This is a genomic window from Telluria sp. LT2P34 (genome assembly GCF_059685915.1).
Map to the genome: position 1 here is coordinate 942308 of NZ_JCASIN010000002.1, position 16027 is coordinate 958334.

General features: G+C 64.6%; 14 protein-coding genes. 10 read left to right on the plus strand and 4 right to left on the minus strand.

Annotation, left to right across the window (positions count from 1 at the left end):
- Positions 1 to 62: 62 nt before the first annotated feature.
- A complete protein-coding gene (locus tag AC56KZ_RS10080; protein WP_497162015.1) occupies positions 63 to 791 on the minus strand; it encodes a DUF2889 domain-containing protein in 729 nt (242 codons plus the stop codon).
- Positions 792 to 940: 149 nt separating this feature from the next.
- Here AC56KZ_RS10080 and AC56KZ_RS10085 point away from each other — a divergent pair, with 149 nt between their 5' ends.
- Positions 941 to 1990 (plus strand): TPM domain-containing protein, encoded by a 1050-nt coding sequence (locus AC56KZ_RS10085; RefSeq protein WP_497162016.1) that lies wholly within the window; start codon positions 941 to 943, stop codon positions 1988 to 1990.
- A gap of 146 nt (positions 1991 to 2136) precedes the next feature.
- On the opposite strand, the gene recX is transcribed toward AC56KZ_RS10085, so the two are convergent.
- Together recX and recA are read right to left on the minus strand one after the other, a co-directional pair.
- Complete coding sequence (gene recX / locus AC56KZ_RS10090) at positions 2137 to 2595, minus strand: recombination regulator RecX (RefSeq protein ID WP_497162017.1); 459 nt, start codon at positions 2593 to 2595, stop codon at positions 2137 to 2139.
- A gap of 30 nt (positions 2596 to 2625) precedes the next feature.
- Positions 2626 to 3714, minus strand: coding sequence for a recombinase RecA (gene recA / locus AC56KZ_RS10095; RefSeq protein WP_497162018.1), 1089 nt, complete (start codon positions 3712 to 3714; stop codon positions 2626 to 2628).
- Positions 3715 to 3904: 190 nt separating this feature from the next.
- Here recA and AC56KZ_RS10100 point away from each other — a divergent pair, with 190 nt between their 5' ends.
- The 6 genes from AC56KZ_RS10100 (at position 3905) to AC56KZ_RS10125 (ending at position 11946) form a co-directional block, all read left to right on the plus strand.
- Complete coding sequence (locus tag AC56KZ_RS10100) at positions 3905 to 4624, plus strand: response regulator (protein WP_497162019.1); 720 nt, start codon at positions 3905 to 3907, stop codon at positions 4622 to 4624.
- A gap of 17 nt (positions 4625 to 4641) precedes the next feature.
- Positions 4642 to 6144 (plus strand): sensor histidine kinase N-terminal domain-containing protein, encoded by a 1503-nt coding sequence (locus AC56KZ_RS10105; protein WP_497162020.1) that lies wholly within the window; start codon positions 4642 to 4644, stop codon positions 6142 to 6144.
- The gene (locus AC56KZ_RS10110; protein ID WP_497162021.1) at positions 6134 to 6457 is read left to right on the plus strand and encodes a DUF4212 domain-containing protein; all 324 of its coding nucleotides are present in this window, start codon (positions 6134 to 6136) and stop codon (positions 6455 to 6457) included. Before AC56KZ_RS10105 ends, AC56KZ_RS10110 begins: the two co-directional genes overlap by 11 nt.
- Positions 6454 to 8538: a sodium:solute symporter family protein gene (locus AC56KZ_RS10115; RefSeq protein WP_497162022.1), complete on the plus strand. Its 2085-nt coding sequence runs from the start codon at positions 6454 to 6456 to the stop codon at positions 8536 to 8538. The genes AC56KZ_RS10110 and AC56KZ_RS10115 overlap by 4 nt, the downstream gene beginning before the upstream one ends.
- Before the next feature lie 106 nt (positions 8539 to 8644).
- Positions 8645 to 10675 carry an alpha/beta hydrolase family protein gene (locus AC56KZ_RS10120; protein WP_497162023.1) on the plus strand — a complete coding sequence of 677 codons (2031 nt, stop codon included), beginning with the start codon at positions 8645 to 8647 and terminating at the stop codon, positions 10673 to 10675.
- A 44-nt stretch (positions 10676 to 10719) separates the two neighbouring features.
- Positions 10720 to 11946 (plus strand): 6-phosphofructokinase, encoded by a 1227-nt coding sequence (locus AC56KZ_RS10125; protein ID WP_497162024.1) that lies wholly within the window; start codon positions 10720 to 10722, stop codon positions 11944 to 11946.
- Positions 11947 to 11988: 42 nt separating this feature from the next.
- On the opposite strand, the gene purM is transcribed toward AC56KZ_RS10125, so the two are convergent.
- Positions 11989 to 13032, minus strand: coding sequence for a phosphoribosylformylglycinamidine cyclo-ligase (purM, locus tag AC56KZ_RS10130; RefSeq protein ID WP_497162025.1), 1044 nt, complete (start codon positions 13030 to 13032; stop codon positions 11989 to 11991).
- 154 nt (positions 13033 to 13186) lie between these two features.
- Between purM and hda the strand changes: the two genes are divergently transcribed.
- Genes hda through pcnB form a run of 3 tightly spaced genes read left to right on the plus strand, consistent with a single transcriptional unit; the run spans position 13187 to position 16024 of the window.
- Positions 13187 to 13912 carry a DnaA regulatory inactivator Hda gene (hda, locus tag AC56KZ_RS10135; protein ID WP_497162026.1) on the plus strand — a complete coding sequence of 242 codons (726 nt, stop codon included), beginning with the start codon at positions 13187 to 13189 and terminating at the stop codon, positions 13910 to 13912.
- Positions 13909 to 14580, plus strand: a complete 672-nt coding sequence (locus tag AC56KZ_RS10140) for an HAD family hydrolase (protein ID WP_497162027.1) — start codon at positions 13909 to 13911, stop codon at positions 14578 to 14580. Before hda ends, AC56KZ_RS10140 begins: the two co-directional genes overlap by 4 nt.
- Positions 14573 to 16024 (plus strand): polynucleotide adenylyltransferase PcnB, encoded by a 1452-nt coding sequence (gene pcnB, locus AC56KZ_RS10145; RefSeq protein ID WP_497162028.1) that lies wholly within the window; start codon positions 14573 to 14575, stop codon positions 16022 to 16024. The genes AC56KZ_RS10140 and pcnB overlap by 8 nt, the downstream gene beginning before the upstream one ends.
- Positions 16025 to 16027: the final 3 nt, after the last annotated feature.

The following is a 16027-nucleotide window of genomic DNA, read 5'->3' on the forward strand; positions in this document are numbered from 1 at the left end:
CTTCTGTTACTGATTTAGTTAATTAACTGAAAAACTTCGACATCGATTGTTAACCCCGAAGTTTAACCCGCAATGGCCTTGATCACCCAGCGCGGATAATACTTTGCTACGGCAGGGCCGTCTGCGCGCAGTGCGTGGCAGCGGTCGATCTCGTACGGACGCATGGCATCGCTGTCATTGGCGGCGCTGCGCGTCTCGAATTCGTCATCGGCGAAGGCCTGGATTGCCGCGGTGGGCAAAACCTGCGCCAGTTCGGTCAGGTGGGTGCAACCGAGCACGCCAGAGAGGCGGTCTTTCAGGTGCAGCCGGAAATGTTTGGTGAGCGACAGGCCAACCAGCTTTTGATAGGCGGGGCCGATGACGTCGCAGTAGCCGGGATAAGGCACGGCGTCCGACGCGGCTTCGGCGCCGACGATGTCGAGCGCGCGGTTGACCGTGATGCGCAGGCTCAGGTCGTGCACGGCGGTGCCGGCGGGACGGTTGCCGGAAGCCAAGACGATGTCGCGTGCCTTGATGTCGCGGATGCGGGCGTCGAGATCCCACAGGCCATCGTCGCGCGCGTACGCTTCGACAGTGATGGCGCGAGTGTGCCGCAGGGAGCGCGGGGCGGGAGAAGACAGAGGCATAAAAAAAACAAACGTGCCGATCGAACGGCAATCAAGGTGGCAGCCGGTGTGCTGATGCACGTCACCGCAGCTTCTGCGGCAACAACCGCTCATGCGGCGCTGCTTAAACCGCGAAAGTTTAGCACAGGCGAGATTGGGTTGCACTGCAACAAATGGTTTCTGCAAGCGTGCTGCTGGTCGATCGCCACCTTTTTTGCTGCAAATAACAGGCGTCCAGAAGCAAATGTCCTCTCACATCGCTGAACTTGCCATTAATCAATGATGACGTTGTCCGGCGCAGCATGCTGTGCGCTGATCATCGCCGGAACACCGTCATGAAAATTTCTGGAATCATCCTGCGCCGCGCCGGCGGCTTTCGAACCGGGCTGGCCTTCGCCGCCCGAATGGCCCTGCATGCGCTGGTTGCGCTCGCGCTGGTAGTGAGCTGGGCCGACGACGTGCAGGCATCGGAGCAGGTTCCGGCGCATTCTTCGCAGGTGACGGATCTTGCCCAGGTGCTAGGCGTTGAGGCGGTGAATCTCGAAGGCAAACTGCGCGAGTTCGAGAACGCGACAGGGCATCAAATACGGGTGTTAACCATTCCGACCACCGGAGGGCGTTCGATCGATGAGTATGCCGTGGACATTTTCCAGAAGTGGAAGCCGGGGCGGCAAGGCATCGACGATGGCGTGCTGTTCGTGGTCGCGAAGGATAATCGACAGATGCGCATCGAGGTGGGTTACGGCCTTGAGGGGACCCTGACGGACGCCGCATGTTCGCGCATCATCCACGATATCGTCGCGCCGCAGTTTGCACAGGGTCGATATGCAGCAGGAATCGAGGCCGGCCTGGACGCCATTCTTCTTGCGGTCTCACCAGCCATGCCGCGCCCTCCTTCCGACATTCTTGCGCCGGACACGCAGCAGCCGGCGGTATCGACGCAGCCAAGCGACCCGGCCCGGACGCTTGCGTTTTTCAGCTTGTTCCTGGCCGGGCTCGCTCTGTTGACGATCGGCTTCGGCTTTGCGGGGCTGTTGCTGTTCGCTTTTCTTGCCAGCGCCTTAACATTGATGACTTACCCGGCGCAGAGCGGGCCGATCATCGCGGCAGTCATATCGGCCTGGCTGCTCGGCAGATGGCGCCTCATTGCACGCAATGTGCGGGAGCATCATCTTGCGAATTCAAAAAACCATGTCATGACCTGGCTCGACGTATTCTTGACCCCGGGTTCCGGGCGACCCCTGGTTGCGGGCAAGCGAAGCTTTTTTAAAGTCACCGTGTCGTTCGGTAGCTCAGGCAGGGATCATCGCAGCCCATCCAGGGAGCCGGACTGCGGCGGGAAAGGCGGAAGATCGGGAGGGGCCGGCGCATCCGGAGAATGGTAGTGCCCAGCAGCGCAAGACGACAGGCGGGTTGCCGGTCCCGGACACTAGAAAGCGCCAGCGCGCAGCGCCATCCGTCGTTGAGGAATATGCGGGCGCATATCGACAGATGACGCTCCACGCTGGCGCCTTGTACTACTCGGTGTGCTTTAAAAATCGTCGTCGTCGGGCGCGCCCTTGAGCGCGGCACGTACGGCATTGCTGGAAAAGCCGCGCGCCATCATGAACCGCATCTGCTTGTTGCGCTCGGCATGGTCTTGGGCGACGGTGCCGAATTTGCGCTCCCAGACTTCGAGGGCGCGGGCGACCTCGCTCTCGGCCAGGCCGGGCTTGAGCTCGGCCAGCGCTTCGCCGTTGATGCCGTGGCTTTGCAGCTCGGCGACGACGCGGCTGTTGCCGTAACGTCCAGCCTTGCGATGAATCAGCGATTCGGCAAAACGCTCCTGCGACAGCCAGTTGTTCTTTTCAAGGAAATCGAGGAGGGCGTCGATATCGTCGCCCTCCTCGGCATGGGGCGCCAGCTTGCGCTTGAGCTCGATGCGGCTGTGCTCCCTCATGGAGAGGAAGCGCAGCGCCCGGCCCTTCAGGCTGAGTACTGGCCCGCGCATGGTGTCACTGCGATAGACAGCACGCCAGCATTACTCGGCGGCGACAGCTTTGACCTGCTTCGGCACCTTGTCTTCGGCGTCGCCACCGACCGGCGCTTGCAGCTCGCGCACGCCGAGTGCTGCACGGACCTTGTTCTCGATTTCACGCGCCAGGGCTGGGCGGTCTCTCAGGAACTGGCGGGCGTTGTCCTTGCCCTGGCCGATGCGTTCGCCGTTGTAGCTGTACCAGGAACCGGACTTCTCGACGATCTTGTTATCGGCGCCAAGATCGAGGATTTCGCCTTCGCGGGAAGTGCCCTCTCCATAAAGAATGTCGAAGTGCGCTTCGCGGAACGGTGGCGCGATCTTGTTCTTGACGACCTTGACCTTCGTTTCGTTACCGATGACCTCGTCACCCGACTTGATCGAGCCGGTACGGCGGATGTCCAGGCGCACGGATGCGTAGAACTTCAGCGCGTTACCGCCGGTCGTGGTTTCCGGGCTGCCGAACATCACGCCGATCTTCATGCGGATCTGGTTAATGAAGATGACCAGCGTGTTGGTGCGGTTGATCGAGGCGGTCAGCTTGCGCAGTGCCTGCGACATCAGTCGCGCCTGCAAGCCCGGCAGCGAATCGCCCATGTCGCCTTCGATCTCGGCGCGCGGCGTCAGTGCCGCCACCGAGTCGATGACCACCAGGTCGACCGAACCCGAACGCACCAGCGCATCGGTGATTTCGAGCGCCTGCTCGCCGGTGTCCGGCTGCGAGATCAGCAGTTCGTCGAGCTTGATGCCCAGCTTCTGGGCGTAACCCACGTCGAGCGCGTGCTCGGCGTCGATAAAGGCGCAGGTGCCACCCAGTTTTTGCATCTGGGCGATGGTTTGCAGGGTCAGCGTGGTTTTACCCGAGGATTCCGGACCGTAGATTTCCACGATACGGCCGCGCGGCAGGCCGCCGACGCCGAGGGCGATGTCCAGGCCGAGCGAGCCGGTCGAGACCGTCTGCACTTCTTCGACCGGGGTGTTCGCGTCCATGCGCATGACCGAACCCTTGCCGAACTGCTTTTCGATTTGCGCGAGGGCGGCGGCCAGTGCCTTACTCTTTTCAGCAGCGTTGTGTACTATTTTCTTGTCGTCCATAATTTTCTCTCAGTCTTGGAGGTACCTAGGTAGGGGCACCATCGCGCTTTTCAATAGGTAGTACTGTATAAAAATCCAGTAGTTTTTGCAAGCGCTATCTGCCCATATGTGGGAGAAGGCTCGCATTGTTGCGCTAAATCAAACACAATGGGTGCAACCGGGCGGTCTAATCGAAAAACAGGGTGATCTTATGCGAATTTTGCTTGCTGAAGATGATAGCGTACTCGCAGATGGCCTGACGCGCTCCTTGCGCCAGTCCGGCTATGCGATCGATGCCGTGCGCAACGGCCAGGAGGCCGACACGGCGCTCTCGACCCAGGAATTCGACCTTCTCATCCTCGATCTCGGGCTGCCGAAAATGTCCGGCCTGGAAGTGCTGCGCCGCCTGCGGGCGCGCTCTTCGCTGCTGCCGGTCCTGATCCTCACCGCGGCCGATTCCGTCGAGCAGCGGGTGGAAGGACTGGACCTCGGCGCCGACGACTACATGGCCAAGCCTTTCGCCCTGTCGGAACTCGAGGCGCGGGTGCGCGCCCTCACCCGGCGCGGCGCCGGCGGCGGCCCCACCGTGGTGCGCCACGGCCCGCTGAGCTATGACCAGGTCGGCCGAAGCGCCTATATCGACGAGCAGATGCTCGACTTGTCCGCGCGCGAACTGGGCCTGCTGGAAATCCTGCTGGCGCGCACCGGGCGCCTCGTGTCGAAAGAGCAGTTGGTCGATCACCTGTGCGAATGGGGCGAGGAAGTCTCGAACAACGCCATCGAAGTCTATGTGCACCGCCTGCGCAAGAAGATCGAAGTGGGCGGCGTGCGCATCGCGACCGTGCGCGGACTCGGCTACTGCCTGGAAAAATACCCGGACGCGCGCAGCAGCAGCGCCGCCGCGCCCGGATCGGCAGCCACGTCGAAGTGAAGTTCCGCGCTGCCCCCATGCGGCCACGCGAGAGCGAACACCCCGAGCCGCTGTACGTCCCGCCCAATCCCGAGCCGGAAGAAAACATCCAGCATTCGCTGTTCGGCGAAATCCTCGACTGGATGCTGGCCCCGCTGCTGCTGCTGTGGCCGATGAGCATCGCCATCACCTACCTGGTCGCGAAATCGATCGCCAACCAGCCTTTCGACCATGCGCTCGAGAACCGGGTCACGGTGCTGGCCCAGCAGGTGCGCGTGGAAGAAGGCGCGATCGACACCCGCCTGTCCGCCAGCGCGCGCGATTTCCTGCGCGCCGACGATGTCGACAGCGTGTATTTCCAGGTGCTCGATGCCGATGGCCGCCATGTCGACGGCGACCGCGAGCTGCCGCGCCCGCTTGACGACGAAGCCGACATGGACGGCGCCGTCCACTTCCGCAACGCCGCCCTGCAGGGCCAGCCGCTGCGCGTGGCCTACCTCTACGTCAACCTCGATCCGCGCACGGCGCCCAAGAGCGCGCGGCGCCAGGCGCTGCTGCAGGTGGCCGAAACGCTCGACAAGCGCGCCCTGCTCGCCAACGAGATCATCAAGGGCGTGATCCTGCCCCAGTTCATCATCCTGCCGATCATCCTGGCGCTGGTCTGGTTCGCCCTTTCGCGCGGATTGTCGCCGCTGGCGGAACTCCAGGAACGCATCCGCGCGCGGCCCTCGGACGACCTGTCGCCTATCGACTCGCGCCAGGTGCCGGAAGAAATTTCGCCGCTGGTCGGCTCGCTCAACGACATGCTCGGGCGCCTGGCCCAGACCATCGACATGCAAAAGCGTTTTATTGCCGACGCCGCGCACCAGATGAAGACGCCGCTGGCCGGCATGCGCATGCAGTCCGAGCTGGCGCTGCGCCAGCTCGATCCCGACGAAATCCACCAGTCGCTGGAACAACTGGCGAAAAGCTCGGAATCGGCGACCCGCCTCGTCAACCAGCTGCTCGCCCTGGCGCGCGCGGAAAACCAGCCGCATGCGGGACTGGCCTTCGAGGAAATCGAACTCGGCGCCCTGGCGCGCAACACGGTGCAGGACTGGGTGCAGGCCTCGTTCGCCCATGCGATCGACCTCGGCTACGAAGCGCACGACGCGCCGGTGGTGATTGCCGGCAATGGGATGATGCTGCGCGAACTGCTGTCGAACCTGATCGACAATGCGCTGCGCTACACCCCGGCCGGCGGCAGCGTCACGGTGCGGGTGCGGCGCGACGGCGAGCACGCCTTGCTCGAGGTCGAGGACACCGGCCCCGGCATCGCGCCCCAGGAGCGCGCCCACGTGTTCGAGCGCTTTTACCGCATCCTCGGTTCGAACACGACCGGCAGCGGCCTCGGCCTCGCGATCGTGCGCGAGATCGCCGGGCAGCACGGCGCGGACGTTGCCATCTTCAGCAACCCGCGCAGCATACTGCCGAAATACCCGGGCAGCCTGTTCCGGCTGACCTTCCCGCCACCCGTCACCACGCCTCCCGATGCCGCCTGAATCCGTCACGCCCGCCGCCGATCCCCAGCACCAGCGCCGCCTGCGCGCGGCGCGCATCGTCCACTGGCGCCGCACGCGCCGCCTGACGATCGTCCTGATGGCGCTCTGGCTGGGCACCGGCTTTTGCACCGTGTTTTTCGCGCGTGAGCTGGCCGGCATCACCGTGTTCGGCTGGCCGCTGTCGTTCTACATGGCGGCGCAGGGCGCCTCGCTGGTCTGCCTGGCGATCATCGGCGCCTATGCATGGCGCATGCGCCGCTACGACCGCGAGTACGCGCGCGCGATGGACAATGCCGCCGGGGACGCCACGTGAGCCCGCGGCCCGCAGTGCAGCCCCGTTCCCCATCCGCTTCTCCCTCGGCCTATTTCCGGCGCCTGTCGGGCTACTACGCCTGGTTCTGCCTCTGCTTCGCCGGTTTCCTGGTGGCCCTGACGATCCTCGAAAACGAAGGCATGCCGCGGCTGTGGATCGGCCACCTGTTCATGTTCGCCACCATCGTGCTGTACGCCGCCATCGGCGTCATCAGCCGCACCTCGAACGTCACCGAATACTATGTCGCCGGGCGCCGCGTGCCGGCCCTGTTCAACGGCATGGCGACCGCCGCCGACTGGATTTCGGCAGCCAGCTTCATCAGCCTGGCCGGCGGCCTGTACGTGGTCGGCTTCGACGCCCTCGCCTACATCATGGGCTGGACCGGCGGCTATTGCCTGGTCGCGCTGCTGATCGCGCCCTACCTGCGCAAGTTTGCCCAGTACACGATTCCGGACTACCTCGCGGTGCGCTATGGCGGCGGCGCGGGCGGGCGCGGCGGGCCGGTGCGGCTGCTGGCCGTCGGCGCGACCATCATCGTCTCCTTCGTCTACGTGGTGGCGCAAATCTACGCGGTGGGACTGATCGCGTCGCGCTTCACCGGCGTCGATTTTTCGGTCGGCATCTTCCTGGGACTGGCGAGCATTCTCGTGTGTTCCTTCCTGGGCGGCATGCGCGGCATTACCTGGACCCAGGTGGCGCAATACATCATCATCCTGGTCGCCTTTTTGATCCCGACGATGTGGCTGTCGGTCAAGCATGCCGACAATCCGCTGCCGCAGGTGGCCTACGGTGCGGTGCTGCCGAAGCTGGCCCAGCGCGAAGCGCAACTGATGCAAGACCCGCGCGAGCAGGACGTGCGCGCCAGTTTCCGGCGCGAGGCCGACGTCTATGCACAGCGGCTGGCGGCCTTGCCCGCCTCCTGGGAAGCCGGCCGGCTCGCCGCCCAGCAGCGCCTCGACACGGCGCGCCTGCGCAACGTCGCCCTGGCCGACGTGCGCAGCGCCGAACGGGCCCTGGCGGCGTACCCGAAAACGCCGGAAGACGCCGAGGCGCTCTGGCAAGCGCAGCGCGCGCGCCTGCTGGCGCGGGCCCAGCCGCCCGAGCCGCATGCCACGCCTTTTCCCGGCGCAACGATTGCCGAATCAAATGTGCGTCGGAACAATTTTTTGGCGCTCGTGTTCTGCCTGATGTTCGGCACCGCCGCCCTGCCCCACATCCTGATGCGCTCGTACACCACGCCATCGGTCGCGGAAACCCGGGTCTCGGTGTTCTGGACCCTGTTCTTCATCCTGCTGATCTACCTCTCGATTCCGGCGCTGGCGGTGCTGGTGAAATACGACATCTACAGCAGCCTGGTCGGCAGCGATTTCTCCGCCTTGCCGACCTGGATTGCCTACTGGGGCAACATCGACAAGGTCAATCCCTTAATTCAAGTTATCGACATCAACGGCGACGGCCTGGTGCAGCTGGCCGAAATCGCCATCGACGGCGACCTGCTGGTGCTGGCCACGCCGGAAATCGCTGGCCTGCCGTATGTCATTTCGGGCCTGGTGGCGGCCGGCGGCCTGGCCGCGGCGCTGTCCACCGCCGACGGCCTGCTGCTGGCGATTTCGAACGCGCTGTCGCACGACGTGTATTACAAGATCGTCGACCCGGGCGCCTCGACCCAGAAGCGGGTGACGATTTCCAAGCTGCTGCTGCTGGCCGTCGCTTTCATCGCCGCCTACGCCGCCTCGCAAAAGCCGGCCGACATCCTGTCGCTGGTCGGCGCCGCGTTCTCCCTGGCGGCCTCGACGCTGTTCCCGGCGCTGGTGCTGGGCGTGTTCTGGAAGCGCGCCAACCACGTCGGCGCCATTGCCGGCATGGTGGCCGGCTTCCTGGTCTGCCTTTATTACATGATCCGGGTTAACCCGATGCTGGGTGGACGCCTGGACGCCGCCTGGTTCGACATCGCGCCGATGTCGGCCGGGATTTTCGGAGTGCCGGCGGGGATGGCGGCAATCCTCATCGCCAGCCTGCTGAGCCCGCGCCCGGCGCGCGCCAGCGATGCGCTGGTCGACCATATCCGGGCGCCTGAATAAGGCGCTAAATTAACCCCGGTGCATGGCTTTTTGACATGTATGAATGTTATTCTTGAGAAATATCAGTTCCGCCGATGGCGGCCCTTTTCTCGACCAGGAATCTTGCATGCCGCTTACCCGTGCTTCCCTCTTCCACGCCACCCTGTTCGCGCTGTCGCTGTGCGCCGCTCCCGGCGTCCACGCGCAGGCCACGCCTGCCCTGCCGCCAATCGAGCGTTTCTTCAGCAATCCCGCCTTCAATGGCGGCGTATTGTCTCCGGATGGCCGTTCGATCGCCGCGCGCAGCAGCGCGCCCGGCCAGCGCGATTTCCTGGTCGTGGTCGATCTGGAAACGAACAAGGGCAAGGTGGTGGCGGCGTATAACGATTCCGACATCGGCGACTTCCAGTGGGTCAACAGCGAACGCCTGATGTTCAATGTCGACGACCGCAAGGTCGCTCCGGGCGACCACGAGTATGCGCCAGGATTGTTTGCGGTCAACCGCGACGGCAGCGACCTGATCCAGCTGGCTGAGACCGGATTTTCCCGCACAAGCCAGCGCACCGGGCAACGGACCGGACGCCGCCTGCTGCCGTGGCATACTTTCATGCTCGAGGAACGCGGCGCCCAGGATTCCGAATACGCCTACGTGCTCAACAGTGTCTGGGACAATGCCCGCAAACGAAACAGGTACACCCTGCTGCGCCTGAATACGGTCACCGGCCATTCGCAGGAAGTCACCCGTCCCAAAGAAGACGTGACCGACTGGATGCTGGACCACAAGGGCGAGCCGCGCATTGCCGTCGGCACCGACGAAGACAGCGGCATTATTCACTACCTCGACCCGGCAACGAAGGAATGGCGCAAGCTGATCACGTACAAGCTGTACGGCAACAACGAAAATACCATTACGCCGCTCGCTTTCGGTCCCGACGGCAAACTGTATGTCAGCACGCGACAGGGCCGCGACACGAGCGCCGTGCACACCCTGGATGTCGCCACCGGCACGCTCAACCCGGAGCCGCTGGTCAGCACCAAGGGCTATGACTTCGACGGCACGATCCTGACCAGCCGCGAGAAGGTGCTGGGCATGCGCTTCACAACCGATGCCGAGTCAGTCGAGTGGTTCGACCCGGCCATGAAAGCCGTCCAGGAAACGGTGGACAAGCTGCTGCCGGCAACCGTCAACCTGATGTCGGAGCCGCCCCAGCATGCAAAAACGCCATGGCTGCTGGTACGCGCCTATTCCGACGTCATTCCTTCGACTTATTACCTGTTCAACCGCGACACAAAAGTGCTCAACAAGGTCGGCGAATCCCATCCCGGCATCGATCCGAAACAGATGGGCGTGCAGCAGGCGCTGAACTACAAGGCGCGCGATGGCCTGAACATTCCTGCCCTGCTGACGCTGCCTCCGGGCGGCAAACGCACCGGCCTGCCGCTGGTGGTGATGGTGCACGGCGGCCCCTGGGTGCGCGGCAGCAGCTGGGGCTGGTCCCCGACGACCCAGTTCCTCGCCTCGCGCGGCTATGCGGTGCTGGAACCGGAATTCCGTGGCAGTCTCGGTTTTGGCGCCGCGCACTACAAGGCCAGCTTCAAGCAGTGGGGCCTGGCCATGCAGAACGACATCGCCGACGGCGTGCGCTGGGCGGTCGAAAAGGGCTATGCCGATCCGAAGCGCGTCTGCATCGCCGGCGCCAGCTATGGCGGCTATGCCACGCTGATGGGCCTGGTGAACGATCCGGACCTGTACAAGTGCGGCGTGAACTGGGTCGGCGTCTCCGACATCAACCTGATGTATTCCAGCGCCAACCATACGAACGATTTGTCGGATGAATGGAAGCGTTACGGCATGCCGGAAATGATCGGCGACCGCGTCAAGGACGCAGCTCAGCTGACGGCCACTTCACCGATCGAGCAGGCCGCGCGCATCAAGGCGCCGCTGCTGCTGGCCTACGGCGGTGTCGACCGCCGCGTGCCGATCGACCATGGCACGAAGTTTTATTCGGCAGTAAAACGCACTAACCCGAACGTCGAATGGGTCGAATATCCGGCCGAAGGCCACGGCTTCTACCTGCCAAAAAACAGCATCGATTTCTGGACCCGAGTCGAAAAATTCCTGGACAAGAACATCGGCCCGGGAGCAGTTCAGCAGTAAAGCTTGCGGCCGCCTGGCCGCCACTTTGAACAAGGGAGGTGCGTATGTCGTCCGGCAAAATCCTCGTTGCACAAGGAGGCGGTCCGACCGCCGTCATCAACCAGTCGATGGTGGGGGTGGCGCTGGAAGCGCGCCGCTTCCAGCAGGTCACGCGCATCTACGGCGCCCTGCACGGCGTACGCGGCATCGTCAACGAAGACTTCCTCGACCTGACCCAGGAAACCAGCCACAACCTGGAACTGGTCGCCGCCACGCCCTCGTCGGCGCTCGGCTCCACCCGCGACAAGCCCGACGCCGCGTATTGCACGCGCATTCTGGAAGTCCTGCGCGCGCACGAAATCGAACACTTTTTCTACATCGGCGGCAACGACTCGGCCGACACGGTGAAAATCGTCAGCGAGCAGGCGCGCGCCGCCGGCTACCCGCTGCGCAGCATCCACATCCCGAAAACCATCGACAACGACCTGGTCGGCAATGACCACACACCGGGCTTTCCGTCGGCCGCGCGCTTCGTCGCCCAGGCCTTTGCCGGCGCCAACCTCGACAATGCAGCATTACCCGGCGTCTACGTCGGCGTCGTGATGGGGCGCCACGCCGGCTTCCTCACCGCGGCGTCCGCGCTGGGTAAGAAATTCCCCGACGACGGCCCGCACCTGATCTACCTGCCCGAGCGGGTCTTCGAGCTGGAGCGTTTCCTGGCCGATGTGAAAGCCGTGTACGAACGCCACGGCCGCTGCGTGATCGCCGTCTCCGAAGGCATCCACGATGCCTCCGGCGCGCCGGTGGCCACTCTGCTGGCCAAGGAAATCGAACGCGACGACCACGGCAACGTGCAACTGTCGGGCACCGGCGCCCTGGCCGACCTGCTGTGCGACGAGATCAAGGCCAGACTCGGCATCAAGCGCGTGCGCGGCGACACCTTCGGCTACCTGCAGCGCTCCTTCATCGGCTGCGTGTCCGACGTCGACCAGAGGGAAGCCCGCGAAGTCGGCGAAAAGGCGGTGCAGTTCGCGATGTGGGGCGACGCCGACGGTTCGGTGGCGATCCGCCGCACCGGTTTCTATTCGGTCGACTACGAACTCCAGAGCCTGGACGCGGTCGCGGGCAAGACGCGCACCATGGAAGACGAATTCATCAGCGAATCCGGCACCGACGTCACCGACGCCTTCCGCCTCTACCTGCGCCCGCTGCTCGGCGCGCGCATGCCGGACGCGTTCCGCCTGCGCGCGGCGCGTGTGCCGAAGGTGCTGCACAAGGCGGCAGGGGAATAAAAAAGGCGCTCCGCGGAGCGCCTTTGTCCTGCCCGTTGCTGCTTACACCACCACGGTCTGCGCCTGGCCCTCTTCGCGGGCGCGGATTTCGCCGATGCGGTAGACGGTTTCGCCGGCCGCCTGCAGCTGGGCCATCGCCGCATCCGCGTTTTCCTTCGCGACGATGACCGTCATGCCGATGCCGCAGTTGAACACGCGGTGCATCTCGGCATCGGCCACGCCGCCGTGCTGCTGCAGCCAACTGAACAGCGGCGGCATGGTCCAGGATGTGGCGTCGAGCACGGCCGTCAGGTGGTCTTGCAGCACGCGCGGGATGTTCTCGACCAGGCCGCCGCCGGTGATGTGGACCAGGCCCTTGACTTCCATCGAGGCCATCAGCGCCAGCAGCGGTCTCACGTAGAGGCGGGTCGGTTCCATCAGCACGTCGGCCAGCTTGCGCCCGTGGAAGTCCGCCTCCAAGTCCGGCTTGGCGACTTCGATGATCTTGCGCACCAGCGAATAGCCGTTCGAGTGGATGCCCGACGACGCCAGGCCCAGCACCACGTCGCCCGCGACGATCTTGCTGCCGTCGATGATCTGCGACTTTTCCACGGCGCCGACCGCGAAACCGGCCAGGTCGTATTCGCCGTCCGGGTACATGCCCGGCATCTCGGCGGTCTCGCCGCCGAGCAGCGCGCAGCCGGACTGTTCGCAGCCGAGGGCGATGCCTTTCACCACGGCGGTGGCGGTGGCCACGTCGAGCTTGCCGCAGGCGAAGTAGTCGAGGAAGAACAGGGGTTCCGCACCCTGCACCAGGATGTCGTTGACGCTCATCGCGACCAGGTCGATGCCGACCGTGTCGTGGCGGTTCAGCTCGAAGGCCAGCCGCAGTTTGGTGCCGACGCCGTCGGTGCCCGACACCAGCACCGGCTCCTTGAACTTCTTGCTGATCTCGAACAGGCCGCCGAAACCGCCGATACCGCCAAGCACGCCTTCACGCATGGTGCGCTTGGCAAACGGCTTGATCGCTTCGACCAGGGCGTCGCCGGCGTCGATGTCGACACCGGCGTCGCGGTAGGAGAGAGAAACATTAGATGGTTGGCTCATGGTATTTGGCAGCAGAGGCGGTAAAATAGAAGGCGTGGACCGGATGGATGCGCTGATTCTGGTCAATCCGCTATTCTAACAAAACAAAAACATGCCCCCATTATCGCCATCCGGAGTACGCGCCGCATGATACTTCCAGGATGAACCCGACGCCATGAAACAACTGGTGCTCGATTTAGGCGCCGATCCGGCGCACAGCCTCGATACCTTCCAGGTCGGGGAAAATGCCGAACTGGCGCACCTGATGCACCAGTTCGCGCAGCGTGCATCGCGCGAGCATTTCGCCTACCTGTGGGGCGACTCCGGCGCTGGCAAGACCCACCTGCTGCAGGCGCTGGCCGCCACCCCGCAGTCGCGCTACATCGCCTGCGACGCCCCGGCCGCCGATTTCGTGTTCGCGCCCGACACCACGCTCTACCTGCTCGACGACTGCGCGCGCCTGTCGCCGGCGCGCCAGATCGACGCCTTTGCCCTCTTCAACCAGATCCGCGAGCACGGCGCCTACATGGTCTCGACCGGCCCGGTGCCGCCGGCCGTGCTGCCGGTACGCGAAGACCTGCGCACGCGCATGGGCTGGGGCCTGATCTACCTGATCCACGGGCTGTCGGACGACCAGAAGATCGCGGCCCTGACCCAGGCGGCCGAGGCGCGCGGCCTGACCCTGTCGGCCAGCGTGTTACCCTACCTGCTGTCCCATTTCAAGCGCGACATGCGCTCGCTGGCGACGATGCTCGACGCCCTCGACCAGTATTCGCTCGAAACCCAGCGGCCGGTCACGCTGCCGCTGCTGCGCGACCTGCTGCTGGCGCATCCGCCGGCCGATGCCGCCCAGCCGGAAGCCGCGCAATCGGAAACCACGCAGTCGAAAACCATACAATGAAACTCGCCCTGTTCGACCTCGACCACACCCTGCTGCCGATCGACTCGGATTTCGAGTGGGGCCAGTTCCTGGTGCGCGTTGGCGCCGTCGACGGCGCCGGCTACCAGCGCCGCAACGAAGCCTTCTTTGCGCAGTACCAGGCCGGCGTGCTCGATCCGGTCGAATACCTCGAATTTGCCCTCGGCACGCTGGCCGGCTTTTCCGCCGACGAACTGGCGGCGCTCCAGGCGCAGTACATGCGTGAAGTGATCGCACCGGCGATCCGGCCGCAAGCACTGAGCCTGGTGCGGCGCCATCAGGAAGCCGGCGACCTGGTGGCGATCATCACCGCCACCAACCATGTCATCACCGCGCCGATCGCGCGGCTGTTCAACGTCGAGCACCATCTGGCCGCGATGCCCGAACTCGACGCCAACGGCCACCCCACCGGCAAGCTGGCGGGTACGCCGACCTCGGGCCCGGGCAAGATCGTGCACATGCACGCCTGGCTCGAGAAGCTCGGCCGGCCCTTCGCCGGTTTCGAATGCAGCTATTTTTACAGCGATTCGCACAACGACCTGCCGTTGCTGTCGATCGTCTCCCATCCGGTCGCGACCAACCCGAGCGCCGCGCTCGCCAGCCACGCACACGCCCAAGGCTGGCCTTTACTCCATCTCTTCAATGATTAAAAAATTCATTCGTAAAATGCTTGGCGTGAAAGACGAGCGCGACCCCACCCAGCCGGACATCCTCGGCCCGGCAGAACACGGCATCGACCTGAAACTGGTGTCGCCGAACGCGATCCGCCTGACGCAGACCCTGCAGGAGGCCGGTTATAAAGCTTTTGTCGTGGGCGGCGCCGTGCGCGACCTGCTGCTGGGCATAAAACCGAAAGACTTCGACATCGCCACCGACGCCACGCCGGAGCAAGTGAAAAAGCTGTTCCGGCGCGCCTTCATCATCGGGCGCCGCTTCCAGATCGTGCACGTGATGTTCGGCCAGGAGCTGCTGGAAGTGACCACCTTCCGCGGCAAGGGCGCCGACAATGCGCCGAAAGACGAGCATGGCCGCGTCCTGCGCGACAACAGCTTCGGCCCGCAGCACGAGGATGCCGAGCGGCGCGACTTCACCATCAACGCGATGTACTACGACCCTGCCAACCAGTCGGTGCTGGACTACCACGGCGGCATCGCCGATATCCGCGCGAAAACCCTGCGCATCATCGGCGTGCCCGAAGCGCGCTACCGCGAAGATCCGGTGCGCATGCTGCGAGTGGTGCGCTTCGCGGCCAAGCTCGGCTTCACGATCGAGCCGCACACGCGCGAGCCGATTCCCGTGATGGCGCCGCTGATCGACAACGTGCCGGCCGCGCGCGTGTTCGACGAAATGCTGAAACTGCTGCTGTCGGGCCACGCGCTGGCCTGCCTCCAGGAACTGCGCTCGGCCGGCCTGCACCACGGCCTGCTGCCGCTGCTCGACGTCGTGCTGGAGCAGCCGATCGGCATGAAGTTCGTCACTCTGGCACTCGAATCGACCGATGCGCGCGTAAAAGCCGGTAAGGGCGTCTCGCCGGGCTTCCTGTTCGCCGCGCTGCTGTGGCACCAGGTGCTGGAAAAGTGGACCGCTTACCGCGCCGCCGGCGAAGCGCCGATTCCGGCCCTGCACCTGGCCGCGGATGCCGTGCTCGACACCCAAACCGACAACCTGGCCCTGCAGCGCCGCATCGCCACCGACATGCGCGACATCTGGGCCATGCAGCCGCGCTTCGAGCGCCGCACCGGCCGCGCCCCCCACAAGCTGCTGGAAAACCCGCGCTTCCGCGCCGGCTACGACTTCCTGCTGCTGCGCTGCGCCTCGGGCGAGCTGGACATGGAAATCGGCGAATGGTGGACCGACTTCTACGAAGGCGAAGCGGGCGACCGCGAGCGCCTGCTGACCCAGGCGACACGCCCGGCCAGCGGCGACAAGAAGAAGCGCCCGCCGCGGCGCGCACCGCGCAACCGCAACGACGAAGGCGACGAGGGTATGGAGGCGGGTTCGGCGCCAGGCCCGGCGCCGCGTTCGGCCGCCACCTCCATCGCCGACATCATCACCGATTCCAGCTCGGGGACCTACAAGCGCGAAGCCGGCTGAAGG

Coding starts and splice junctions, on each gene's coding strand:
- AC56KZ_RS10085 (WP_497162016.1), top strand. CDS start 941: ATGAAAATTTCTGGAATCATCCTGCGCCGCGCCGGCGGCTTTCGAACC.
- recX (WP_497162017.1), bottom strand. CDS start 2,595: ATGCGCGGGCCAGTACTCAGCCTGAAGGGCCGGGCGCTGCGCTTCCTC.
- recA (WP_497162018.1), bottom strand. CDS start 3,714: ATGGACGACAAGAAAATAGTACACAACGCTGCTGAAAAGAGTAAGGCA.
- AC56KZ_RS10100 (WP_497162019.1), top strand. CDS start 3,905: ATGCGAATTTTGCTTGCTGAAGATGATAGCGTACTCGCAGATGGCCTG.
- AC56KZ_RS10105 (WP_497162020.1), top strand. CDS start 4,642: ATGCGGCCACGCGAGAGCGAACACCCCGAGCCGCTGTACGTCCCGCCC.
- AC56KZ_RS10110 (WP_497162021.1), top strand. CDS start 6,134: ATGCCGCCTGAATCCGTCACGCCCGCCGCCGATCCCCAGCACCAGCGC.
- AC56KZ_RS10120 (WP_497162023.1), top strand. CDS start 8,645: ATGCCGCTTACCCGTGCTTCCCTCTTCCACGCCACCCTGTTCGCGCTG.
- AC56KZ_RS10125 (WP_497162024.1), top strand. CDS start 10,720: ATGTCGTCCGGCAAAATCCTCGTTGCACAAGGAGGCGGTCCGACCGCC.
- purM (WP_497162025.1), bottom strand. CDS start 13,032: ATGAGCCAACCATCTAATGTTTCTCTCTCCTACCGCGACGCCGGTGTC.
- hda (WP_497162026.1), top strand. CDS start 13,187: ATGAAACAACTGGTGCTCGATTTAGGCGCCGATCCGGCGCACAGCCTC.
- AC56KZ_RS10140 (WP_497162027.1), top strand. CDS start 13,909: ATGAAACTCGCCCTGTTCGACCTCGACCACACCCTGCTGCCGATCGAC.
- pcnB (WP_497162028.1), top strand. CDS start 14,573: ATGATTAAAAAATTCATTCGTAAAATGCTTGGCGTGAAAGACGAGCGC.